The 11,608-nt window shown below is 30.7% G+C and carries 10 protein-coding genes and 1 pseudogene; 5 read left to right on the top strand and 6 right to left on the bottom strand.

Translation table 11 applies throughout. From position 1 onward, the window contains the following. From BMX03_RS10360 to BMX03_RS10345, 4 genes and pseudogenes are all read left to right on the top strand, one after another. Nucleotides 1–343 (top strand): annotated as a pseudogene (locus BMX03_RS10360) (IS3 family transposase); the annotation flags it as partial. Between the two features lie 105 nt (nt 344–448). Next, complete coding sequence (locus BMX03_RS10355) at nt 449–1,165, top strand: DUF169 domain-containing protein (RefSeq protein ID WP_022228643.1); 717 nt, start codon at nt 449–451, stop codon at nt 1,163–1,165. A gap of 139 nt (nt 1,166–1,304) precedes the next feature. Continuing rightward, a complete protein-coding gene (locus BMX03_RS10350; protein WP_091695265.1) occupies nt 1,305–2,201 on the top strand; it encodes a LysR family transcriptional regulator in 897 nt (298 codons plus the stop codon). A gap of 121 nt (nt 2,202–2,322) precedes the next feature. Next, the gene (locus BMX03_RS10345; RefSeq protein WP_008538572.1) at nt 2,323–3,570 is read left to right on the top strand and encodes an MFS transporter; all 1,248 of its coding nucleotides are present in this window, start codon (nt 2,323–2,325) and stop codon (nt 3,568–3,570) included. A gap of 76 nt (nt 3,571–3,646) precedes the next feature. On the opposite strand, the gene BMX03_RS10340 is transcribed toward BMX03_RS10345, so the two are convergent. Next, the gene (locus tag BMX03_RS10340; RefSeq protein WP_075555254.1) at nt 3,647–4,963 is read right to left on the bottom strand and encodes a sodium-dependent transporter; all 1,317 of its coding nucleotides are present in this window, start codon (nt 4,961–4,963) and stop codon (nt 3,647–3,649) included. A gap of 135 nt (nt 4,964–5,098) precedes the next feature. On the opposite strand from BMX03_RS10340, the gene BMX03_RS10335 reads away from it, so the two are divergent. Beyond that, the gene (locus BMX03_RS10335) at nt 5,099–6,010 is read left to right on the top strand and encodes a LysR family transcriptional regulator (protein WP_008538568.1); all 912 of its coding nucleotides are present in this window, start codon (nt 5,099–5,101) and stop codon (nt 6,008–6,010) included. A 26-nt stretch (nt 6,011–6,036) separates the two neighbouring features. On the opposite strand, the gene BMX03_RS10330 is transcribed toward BMX03_RS10335, so the two are convergent. From BMX03_RS10330 to BMX03_RS11440, 5 genes are all read right to left on the bottom strand, one after another. Next, a complete protein-coding gene (locus tag BMX03_RS10330) occupies nt 6,037–6,693 on the bottom strand; it encodes a YczE/YyaS/YitT family protein (RefSeq protein WP_091695262.1) in 657 nt (218 codons plus the stop codon). 62 nt (nt 6,694–6,755) lie between these two features. Then, nucleotides 6,756–7,742, bottom strand: a complete 987-nt coding sequence (locus BMX03_RS10325) for a Gfo/Idh/MocA family protein (RefSeq protein ID WP_091695259.1) — start codon at nt 7,740–7,742, stop codon at nt 6,756–6,758. Nucleotides 7,743–7,871: 129 nt separating this feature from the next. After that, nucleotides 7,872–10,103, bottom strand: a complete 2,232-nt coding sequence (locus BMX03_RS10320) for an alpha-galactosidase (protein ID WP_091695256.1) — start codon at nt 10,101–10,103, stop codon at nt 7,872–7,874. A gap of 159 nt (nt 10,104–10,262) precedes the next feature. Further along, nucleotides 10,263–11,123: an AraC family transcriptional regulator gene (locus BMX03_RS10315; RefSeq protein ID WP_015562723.1), complete on the bottom strand. Its 861-nt coding sequence runs from the start codon at nt 11,121–11,123 to the stop codon at nt 10,263–10,265. Nucleotides 11,124–11,351: 228 nt separating this feature from the next. Further along, nucleotides 11,352–11,608: transposase (locus BMX03_RS11440; protein WP_255361486.1), on the bottom strand; the 257-nt coding region annotated here is incomplete at its 5' end.

Below are 11,608 nucleotides of genomic sequence, written 5' to 3'. Positions count from 1 at the left end.
AAGATATGGATATAGAAGAGTAACTATGCAGCTGCATAAACAGGGAATAAAAATCAATCATACAGTAGTTATGAGATTAATGAAAGAAGAAAATTTAACATGCAAAGTAAGAGCAAAGAAATATAAATCGTATAGAGGGCAAGAAGGGAAAATAGCTAAAAATATATTAAATAGAAATTTCAAAGCAGAAAAACCAAACGAAAAATGGGCAACAGATGTAACAGAATTTGCATTATGTAATGAAAAAATATACTTATCACCAATAATAGATTTATATAACGGAGAAATAATAAGTTATAAAATATCGAAAAGACCAATACTAAAGCAAGTATTAGATATGGTATAAGATGCAACAAGAAAGATAAAAAAAACCTGCTTTTTTATTATTTTTTCTATTATTCATAGTATAATTTTAGATAGAAGATAAATTTTAGCGAGGTGAAAAATAATGTATAGTAAAATAGCAAAAGCGATAAAATTAAAAAATCAGCCAATCGCAGTATATAGAACGGATATAAAAGAAGATAATGTACTGCAATTTAAAGAAGGTGTTTGGGGCTGTGTGATAGCTATGTTAAATGCAGCTTCTAAAGGCAAAACAGCGATTTTTTCACAAGAGACAACTGCCTGTATGGGTGGTAGAGCAGGTCTTGGATTAAAGGCATATGATTTAGGATATATAGAATATTTTTTATCCACAGGAGCAAATGATGGCAGAGAAGGAGAATGTTATAAGAAAAATCCTGAACTTGCAAGAAATTTTATTGTGAATGTACCAAAAATAAATTCTAAAAAATATGTGGTCTTCAAGCCATTAGAATTGGTAACAGATGAAAATCAACCAGAAATAATTGTATTTTTAGTAAATGCTGACCAATTATCAGCGCTTACAGTCTTAGCAAATTATGACCAAGATACTCAGGATAATGTGGAGTTAAGATTTGGAGCAGGTTGCGCACAATCCATTTTATTTGCTTTAAAACATTTTGAAGAAAATAGTATAAAATGTACGATTGGATTGACTGACCCGTCAGCTAGAAAATGTATAGATAAAGATATTTTGTCATTTAGTATGCCATATCATCGTTATTTACAATTAGAAGCACAGGTAGAAGAAAGTTTTTTAACTAAAACTACATGGAAAAATTTATCTAAACGTATATAATGAAAAATAAATAAAATTTAATAAAAAAAGCAAAGGATAATATAAACAATAGTATCACTTTGCTTTTTTTAGTTTCTTATTTGATGTTATACCAATATAGTATATAATAGAAGATAAAATTTTAACGTGAGGTGGCAATATGCAGGAAAGACCTAGCATTCAACAATTAGAAAATTTTATTATCTATGGAAAAGTGCGCAATTTTGCAACTGCAGCACATAGAGCAAATATAACTCAATCAGCATTTAGTTTTCAAATGAAAAAATTAGAGGAAATGCTCAATATACAGTTGATAACTCGCTCTAATCGTGGCAGTGATTTAACTAGAGAAGGCGAATTTTTTCTGCAAAAAATCATACCGATAATTGATGAATTAGATGAAGCTATTGATGAATTACAAAAATTTGCAGGAAAAGCAGTATATATTAATATAGGTGCTTTGATGTCTATGGGAGATATTTTAATGAATAGACATATCAGCTATTTTAAACAACATAATGATAATAATATCTGCTTTAATGTATATAATCTAGAAGCAAAATCCATGTTAAAAAAATTAGATAGTGGTCAAATTGATATTGCTTCTACTTTTTTATTGCCTCAAATGCATGTAGATGGCTGTGAAAAGAAATTATTCTGCAAAGATGAGTTTGTTTATTATGCACCATGTTTGGATTTTACGCAAGATAAAATAACAGATGATATTATACAAAGATATCCATTAGTTACACATTCGCCAGATTATTTTATGACAAATGCCTTAGAGGATTATTTTGTCAAATTAAAAATACATCCACATATTGATGCTAGATTATCTACACCATACGCTATCATTCATTATTGTAAGCATAATAAAGTAGCAACATTGATATCAAAGCGTCTTTTACAGGAATTAGGTATTACAAATGACTATTATGAGTTATTAGAACCACTTAATTTTTCTTCGTATTTATTGTATAAACATGAAAATCCTAAAATTAAAAGTATGGAGATTTTTGTGGATTATATTTTGGATTTATATCAGCAAAATAGATAAATTTTGATTAATTTTAGATAAAAATAATTGATGACTCTCATTAATATCTTAAGCTATACAAATGTAAAACACATGTATACAATATGAACTATCCTTTAATTAAGATTTTGGAGATGAGAGCATGAGTAGTTCTTCTAAAGAACGTTTGTGGACAAAGGATTTTCTTTTGGACACTGGTATTAATTTTTTAGTTTATTTGATTTATTATTTATTGATGGTAATAATTGCTGTCATTGCTAAAAATGATTTAAATGCTAGTCTAGCTGAAGCAGGTCTTGCTTCTGGTATCTATATTGTCGGTACTTTGATTGCTAGATTATTGGCAGGACAACAAATTGAATTATTTGGTAGAAAGAAAATGCTGTATACTGGTATGGCTTTATATTTGATAACTACTATTTTTTATTTTTATATACCAAATTTAATGATAATGTATATTATTCGTTTAGCAAATGGCTTTGCCTATGGTGTAGTTTCCACAGCGACAAGCACAATTATTGCTAGCTGTATACCTCTTTCACGTAAAGGTGAAGGCATAAATTATTATGGTTTATCTACAAGTGTAGCTGCCGCTGTTGGCCCATTTATTGGCATGTTCATGATGACACGAACTTCTTTTACAGCTATCATTGAATTATGTGTAGGTTTAATTGTTTTATGTGTAATAGGTTGTTTCTTCCTCAATATCAAAGAGCTTGAACTTTCTCCAGATGAAAAAGCTAAACTTCGCAAAATCTCTGTAAATAATTTTGTAGAAAGCAAAGTATCTGTAATTTCCTTCATAGGTTTTTGGGTTGCTTTTTGTTATGCAAGTGTATTGAGCTTTTTAGCAGCTTATTCACAAGAAATTCATTTAGTAGAAGCAGGTACTTTCTTCTTTGTTGTCTATGCTGTAGTAATCACTATATCTCGTCCTATAACTGGTATTATTTTTGATGCCAAAGGTGAAAATTATGTTATGTATCCTTGCTTTGTCTGCTTAGCAATAGGTTTATTCTTATTAAGTGGTACACAAACTGCTTGGATGTTATTATTAGCTGGTGTATTTGTAGGTTTAGGATATGGTACATTTATGTCTAATGGTCAAGCCGTTTGTATAAAATTAACACCAAATCATCGTGTAGGTGTCGCTATTTCCACATATTTTGTAGCTTTGGATTTAGGTCTTGGCGTTAGCCCTTATATTCTCGGTGTATTAAGACCAATGCTTGGCTTTGAAGGTTTATATATGTTAACTGGTGTGATGTCTGTTATTTGTCTAGTTATGTATTTTGTCATGTATGGTTCAAGAAAACAAAATTATGCAGATAAAGAAGAAATAACAGAAGAATTACATGCAAATGCTAAAATAGCAATTGATGAAAAATAAAATAGCTACCCTTCATTTTAATAATTTTATCCATAAAAAAGAGTCAATAAGTTTTTTGCTTATTGACTCTTTTATTTTAGATACCACCGTAAATAATTCCGAGAACAAAAATTATAATTGTTAATGGTACATAGATATATTTAGCTGTAATTCCAAAGTAAGCACTGAGAGGTTTTCTAGCAAGTTCTAATTCTTGGCGGATTTCTTTGTAACCTAAAATATAATAAATAGAAAATGCACCAAGAACAGCTCCAAATGGAACAATATAGATAGTTACAATATCCATCCAAGGGCCGAATTTTGGTTCAGCTTCAATGAATACGCCGATAAATAAAGCGATAATAGAACAAAATGTAACGGCTGTTTTGCGAGAAAGATTAAATCTTGTTTGCCAGGATTCACTTACTGCTTCAAACATATTTAATAGACTTGTAATACCTGCGAAAGCTACAGAAACGAAGAATAATATAGCAAATAATTGACCAAATGGCATTTGGGCAAAAATATTTGGAAGTGTGATAAACATAAGTGTTGGACCTGCATTTGGTGCAATATTGAAAGCAAAAACGGCAGGAATGATAGCAAAAGCAGCAAGTAGAGCAGCTATAGTATTAAAGAAAGTTGTGCGAATGGAAGCTTTAGGAATATCTTCAGTTTTTGGTAAGTATGTACCATAGACAATCATACCTGAACCTGTGATTGATAGAGAAAAGAAAGCTTGTCCCATTGCCATAACCCATGTTTCAATATGTCCTAATTGTTCCCAATTTGGTGTAAATAAAAACTCATATCCTGCACCGGAATTAGGTAAAAAGTATACGCGAATAGCTAAAATTAAAAATAAAATAAAGAATAAAGGCATTAAAATTTTATTTACTTTTTCAATTCCTGATGTAGAACCAAACATTAAAATTAAAGCTGTCATTACAATAACAAGAGTATGCCAAAATACACTGCCGAATTCTCCAGTAACTTCTTGTAAAAATACTTCGTGATGACCGGATAACATTTCACCAGTGATAGACCACCATAAAGCTCTGAGTACCCAACCAATGATGATTGCATAACCGATAGCTATACCAAGTGAGCCTAAAAGAGGTATCCAGCCGAGGCAATAGCCTAATTTTGATTGTTTAATTTTGCTCCAGCAATATTCATAAGCACCTAATGTACCTGTTTTAGCACGACGACCAATGGCAAATTCAGCGGATAAACCAACAAGTCCAAATAAGATAGAAAATAAAATATAAGGGATTAAAAAAGCACCGCCACCATATTCGCCTAAGCGATAAGGAAACATCCAAATTGTCCCCATACCTACAGCTGAACCGATACAAGCGAGGATAAAACCTGTACTACTTTTAAATCCTCCATTTTGATGTATATTATCCATAAAAAAACTCCTTTATAGAATTATTAAGAAAAATCATTTATAATTATAACTTGTGTACATAGTATTTGTAAAAACGATAATTTCTATAATATAATTCAGTTTTTTCGATAGATAATAAGGAGCAATAAATATAGCATGGAATTAAGAAATTTAAAGACTTTTTTATACGTAGCAGAACAATGCAGTTTTTCGAAAGCGGCAATTTTACTAAATTATTCACAATCAACTGTTACAGCACAAATTCAAAAATTAGAAGAAGAATTAGATATTTTATTATTTGAACGAATTAATAAAACAGTGCGCTTGACCAATGCAGGTCAAGCGTTTTTAAAATACGCTCATGAAATCATCAGAACTAGTGAAGATGCAAAAAAAGCATTGAAAAATTTACCGATAGAAACAGGTGAACTCAGAATAGCTATGGCAGAATCTATTGCTAATACTTTTTTCCCTGAGATATTAGAACGATTTCATCAACTATATCCTAAGATAAAGGTAACTTTATATACAGCTGGTACAGATAGTTTATTTCATAAATTAAGACATAATGAAGCAGATTTGCTCTATACTCTAGATAAAAGAATTTATTCCTCAGAAATAGTTACTGTGATGGAGAAGAAAGAAGAAGTATTTTTTGTAGCTAGTCCTAAACATAGATTAGCAGGAAAAAATTGTTTAATAGAAGATTTATTAGGCGAAGATTTTTTACTCACAGAAAAAGATATGAGTTATCGTAGACATTTAGAAGAATATTTAGCTTCTAAATCTTTGGAGATAAATCCTTTCTTAGAATTGGGAAATGTAGAGATTTTAAAATCTTTGGTAGAGAAAAATGCAGGCATTTCTTTTTTGCCAGAATTTACGATAAAAAGACAGTTAGAAGAACAGCGATTAGTGAAAATCAATATTCCAGAAGTTTTTAAGGTCTGGCGACAATTAATTTATCATAAACATAAATGGGTTACTGCTTCGATGAAAGTAATGATAGATTTAATTAGAGATTATGAATATGATAAAAAGAATTTTAGCCAAAATAAAAGTCTATAGCAAAAGAAAGCTATAGACTTTAAATTTTATTCTTTTAGAACTTGTTTAATTAAAAATTCGCTTTTAGGAAGCCAAAACTGCACAAGTGGGCCAGTTAAAAAAGCAGCTATGACTGTACCTATACCAACAGTACCACCTAAGATATAGCCTAAAATAACAAAAAATAAATCACAAGTCATACGTACCCAACGGAATTGAAATTTTTGTAATTTATCAGTTAAGATAATGGCTATTAAATCATTAGGGCCAGTACCAGCGTTGCTTTTGATGACTATTGACATGCCGATAGATAAGATAACGCATCCTAAAATCATACTTAAAATACGCCATGGCAAGGTGGAATCAGCATTGATAAAATCGCCTAAAAGCCATGTGAAAAAATCAATGATAGGGCCACCACAAAAAGCGCATAAAATAGTACCCGGTTTTACATATCCTTTAGTAGTTAGAAGCATAACGACTAATAAGATACATAAGATAATGACGTGAAAAGTACCTACAGATAGATTAAATGTTCGAGCTAGCCCTTGAATAAATACAGTGAAGGTATCAGTACCAAGCTCGGATAATAAAAATAAAGAAATCCCCAAATGGGCAATGATTAAACCAAGTAATAAAATACTAAGTGCAATAATCCAGTTTTTTAAACTGCGTTTTGATGTATCACTAGCAAATGTAGACATAGAACCCCTTTTATTTTGTAGATTTATTTTGATGAAATATTTAAGACTTTTTGATAAAAATATTACATTTCTTCTGGATAAACTAAATTCCATTCACGGCGCAATTTAGTCATGATATCCATAACATCTTGAGTATAAGTAAATTGTAAAAGAGCAGTTTCTTCTTCTAAAATGGCTTTTTCCATATCTTCAATTTCATATTGAAGTGCTTTCTTCGTATCACCTACGATGATTTCTTGTTTTTCGCCTGTAACAGCATCTGTGATTACTACTTTATTAGCACGAGGGAATTCCATGATTTCAATATAAGCTTTTTCACAGCTAATCATAGCTCGTTTTGGTTGTTTAGAATGAAGTGATAAAGCGATTGTTGCCATTTGATTATCTTCATTCATCAATAAAATAGTAGCTTGTTCATCAACGCTAGTAGGTGCAGGAAGCATTTGACTTAAGATTTTTGTCGGTTTACTTTGCATAAAACTGCGTGTGAGACTAAGAGCATATACACCGATATCAAGCAAAGCACCACCAGCTAAATTTTTATTGAAAAATCTATTAGTCATATCATAATCTTTGAAACTACCAAAGTTTACAGTAATCATCTGTACTTTACCAAATTCATTATTATGTATCATTTCCCATAATTGTTTATAAATAGGCATATGCCAAATAGTCATAGCTTCAGCTAAAATTAAGTTATTTTCTTGAGCGAGTTTAACACATTCATTTAATTCACGACTATTTAAAGTAATAGACTTTTCTACAAATAAATGTTTGTGATTTTCTAAAGCTTTTTTCATGAATGGATAATGTGTATTATGTGGAGTTGTCAAATAAATAATATCTACATCAGGGTCAGTGAAAATATCATGAAAGTCATCATAAACTTTTTCGATGCCATATTTTTTAGCAAAATCGATGGCTTTACTATGTGTGCGATTGCCAACAGAATATAATTTTTTGCCCATGTTTTGTAGGGCTTGAGCCATTTCATTGGCAATTACACCAGTACCTAGAACAGCCCAATTTAATTGTTTGTTAAAAGACATAAGTATACCCTCCTAAAATATATAATTTATTATTATTATAAAAAAAATAAACTTATAAAGGAATACTTAAATGATAAATAAAAAATTTTAAGGCTTAGCCAATCAAAAGAAAAGCTAAGCCTTAAAATTTTATTTATTTATTGCTTTTAATACATAAACTTTAGAATCGAAATCACAGCTTGTAGCCATATCACCATATGGTTGACCTGCACTTGGATCATCAATTGCAAGACCGATATTCATGAGTTCATCACCGAAATAAGATTTACCATCAATACTTTGCTGATAGCAGAAATCTGGATTTAAACCTTGGAGATAAATTCTGCTATATGGTAAATTTATACCATTTAATACACGATACCAACCAACAATAGCAGTTTCTTTATCTTCGCTTACTACCATCCAAGCAGTTACATTATTTTCAAAAGGACTGCTCAAACGATAGAATGTGCCGAATTGGAAAATTTCACGATATTCTTTCATGAATTTAATTTGTTCTTTTACTTCTTCTTGTTCAGATGGAGTTAATTTATTTAAATCAAGCTCATAGCCAAAAGTACCAAAGTAAGCAACATTTGCTCTAGTATGAAGAGGTGTTAAGCGATATACTTGATGGTTAGGAGTAACAGAAACATGACTGCCGATAGAGCTAATAGGGTAAGCAAAAGATGTACCATATTGGATTTTTAAGCGTTCTATAGCATCGGAGTCATCACTTGCCCAGCCTTGTGGAGCATAATATAAAAGACCTGGATCAAATCTAGCACCACCACTAGCACAAGATTCAAAGAGAATATGAGGAAATTCAGAAGTTAAGCGTTCATATAAATCGTAAACACCTAAGATATGACGATGGAAGATTTCTCCTTGTCTATCAGCAGGATAAGCTACGGAATAACATTCTGTAATACTGCGGTTCATATCCCATTTAATATAGGAAATTTTAGCTTCACGTAAGATTTTAGCGAGTAAATTATAAATATAATCTACTACTTCTTTACGAGAATAATCGAGAACATATTGATGACGACATTCAGAAGAGTGTCTGCCAGGTACATGTAAAATCCAATCTGGATGATTGCGATAGAGGTCAGAGTCCATATTAGTCATTTCTGGTTCAATCCAAAGACCGAATTTCATGCCGAGATTTTCAATTCTTTCTGCAAGACCTTTGATGCCATTTGGTAAGCGGTCAGTATTTGGATACCAATCGCCAAGACCTGCATAATCGGAAGTGCGTTTGCCGAACCAGCCATCATCTAATACGAATAATTCTACGCCACATTCTTTAGCTTTGCTAGCGATAGTTACAAGTTTATCTTCATTGAAATCGAAATAAGTAGCTTCCCAGTTATTGATTAAAATAGGTCTAGCTTTATCTCTCCAATAGCCACGAGCAAGGCGTTTTTGGAATAATTTATGGAAAGATTGACTTAAATTATTTAAGCCATCATCAGTATAAATCATTACAGCTTCTGGAGTTTGGAAAGATGTATTTGGTTCTAATTTCCAATCAAATGTAGTTGGATTAATACCCATTAAAACGCGTGTAACATCATGAGTATCAACTTCTGCTTGAGCTAAGAAGTTACCGCTATAGATTAAGCTAAAGCCAATAGCTTCCCCTTTATTCTCATCTGTAGTAGGTCGTTTTAAAATAATAAATGGATTATGTTCATGGGAAGAATGACCACGAGTGGAATTAATAGCAGTGATACCCTGTTCTAATTTACGCACTTTTAAATGACGTTCTCTAGACCATGTACCAGAGAATTGAAGCCATTCATAATCGCAATCAGGTAAATCAAGGCAAAGGCTCATGGCTGTTGTTAAATGAACATCATCTTTACCCTGATTGTAGATTTTAGCACTGCGAGCGATAATGCCATTTTGAGCAAAAATAGTGTAGAGTAAATCTATTTCAACTAAAGTTACAGGGTCTTGTAAATGAATAGTTAAAGTGAGAGCTTCATCATCATTTTCTGTGTAAGTAGCAGGTAAATTTTCAAGTTTTGGTTTGCCTTTGCTGATAGAATGACTTTGATAATGGAAGTCGGAAATTTTACTGCCGTTTGTCTGGCAAATTTCAATAGCAGGCTGACGATAATCAGAAGTACCATAAACAGGATATTCTTGACGAATATGGCTCAAAGATATAATATTATGGAATTCTTCAGAAATATAAGAAGTTGTTGGACGAGCACAAGATTGAATTAAATAGGAAAAATCTGCTTTGTCATGTACTTTTTTACCAAAATATACTTGGCTTAGATGACCATTAGGAAGTACAGTCATAATGTAACTAATTTTATCATTAGTTAAATGAAAAGTACGGCTTTGTTCATTAAATAAAATTTGCATCTTAAAAAACGCTCCTTTATAAATATATGAATGTATGGCTTTTCGTAATTAATATCTATAAATTATTATATATGAGAATTTTATGAAAATAAAGATGGTGTTGTTAAGTAAATCAGTTTAAATGTTAAATAAAAACTATAAGAGCAATACTTATAGTTTTTATTTCATTCTATTTACAGGTTTATTAAAAGATATTTTAGGAGAAAAACTTTTGCGATACTGTGAAGGCGTAAAACCTTTTTTGGCTTTAAAGGCTTTAGCAAATACTAAAGGGTCTTGATAGCCACAAGAATTAGATATAGTTTCAATGGATAGTGTAGTTGTATTTAATAATTGTTCAGCACGAGTTATGCGATAATTAGCTAAATATTCTTGGGGAGAAATATTTAAATGTTTGCGAAATAATAAATAGAGGTAATTTCTAGTGATGCAAACATATTTAGCAATATCAGTGATTTTTAAATTATTAGTGTAGTTATTTTCGATAAATTCAATGGCTTTTTTTACATATAGATTATTGTTGTCATTAGTCGGCAATATGGTTTTTATATCTTTACTTAAGATAGAGAAGAAAGAATATAATAGACTTTCTAGCAAAAATTGATTGCTTGTGGCAAAGTTATTATTTTTTAGCATATTATGCACAATTTGTTTTAATTCTTCACCATAATTGCATTGAAATGTTAGATGGTTAGAACTAAGACCGATATCATTTAAATATTGAATAGCTTTAGTGCCATTAAAGCCAATCCAAAGATATTGCCATGGGTCATCTTTATCAGCTTGATAAAATACTTGCAAATGAGGTTCAACTAAAAATCCTTGACCTTGAGATAATTCATAGCAAGCATTATTTACATAATATTTTCCTTTGCCTTTAGTTATATAGTGAATGATATAATTATCGCGGATACCAGGGCCAAAGCTGTGATTAGGTTCACATTTAGCTAAGCCACAAAAACATAAGTATAAATCAGAAAAATGGCGTTCTGTTATTTGGAGTACATGAGAATTTTCCATAATAATTAACCTCAAATTTAATTTAGTCTTATAATATTATAACTCATTGTGCTAGTTCATTTTTTATTGTATAAACTAATAAACATTGTTCCAATCTTAATCGAAATCCTAAAATAGATTGTACTCTTATTCTTTCTATATCAAATAAATTTACTAATTTAGAAAATACTGTCTCTATATATTTCCTCTTCTTTTTTAGAAATTTACTATTTTCTTGTTTCTTTTCTTTCATATTTTTCTTGATGGTGTCCAAAACCATATTCCTTCTTTTTCCAATTTCTTTTTTAATTCATTACTTAGATATCCTTGGTCTGCTAAAATATATTGACATCTATATTGTCTTAACAAATCTTCTACCATTTTTATATCATGTTTAGATGCTTTACTCAATGTATATGCCCAAATGTGTCCATCACTTCCTACTTCAAAGCTACCTTTCAATCCATAATAATATTGCTTTTTAGTGGCATTATAGCCAATATCTG

It is taken from the genome of Megamonas sp. Calf98-2 (assembly GCF_900110235.1).
Lineage (GTDB): Bacteria > Bacillota > Negativicutes > Selenomonadales > Selenomonadaceae > Megamonas > Megamonas funiformis.
The sequence above is the reverse complement of the archived record's forward strand: the minus strand, read 5'-3'. Positions and strand labels throughout refer to the sequence as shown.

Bases quoted from the DNA above. Each gene is read 5' to 3' on its own strand.
- BMX03_RS10340 (WP_075555254.1), bottom strand. From the start codon at position 4,963: ATGGATAATATACATCAAAATGGAGGATTTAAAAGTAGTACAGGTTTT.
- BMX03_RS10335 (WP_008538568.1), top strand. From the start codon at position 5,099: ATGGAATTAAGAAATTTAAAGACTTTTTTATACGTAGCAGAACAATGC.
- BMX03_RS10330 (WP_091695262.1), bottom strand. From the start codon at position 6,693: ATGTCTACATTTGCTAGTGATACATCAAAACGCAGTTTAAAAAACTGG.
- BMX03_RS10320 (WP_091695256.1), bottom strand. From the start codon at position 10,103: ATGCAAATTTTATTTAATGAACAAAGCCGTACTTTTCATTTAACTAAT.
- BMX03_RS10350 (WP_091695265.1), top strand. From the start codon at position 1,305: ATGCAGGAAAGACCTAGCATTCAACAATTAGAAAATTTTATTATCTAT.
- BMX03_RS10355 (WP_022228643.1), top strand. From the start codon at position 449: ATGTATAGTAAAATAGCAAAAGCGATAAAATTAAAAAATCAGCCAATC.
- BMX03_RS10315 (WP_015562723.1), bottom strand. From the start codon at position 11,123: ATGGAAAATTCTCATGTACTCCAAATAACAGAACGCCATTTTTCTGAT.
- BMX03_RS10345 (WP_008538572.1), top strand. From the start codon at position 2,323: ATGAGTAGTTCTTCTAAAGAACGTTTGTGGACAAAGGATTTTCTTTTG.
- BMX03_RS10325 (WP_091695259.1), bottom strand. From the start codon at position 7,742: ATGTCTTTTAACAAACAATTAAATTGGGCTGTTCTAGGTACTGGTGTA.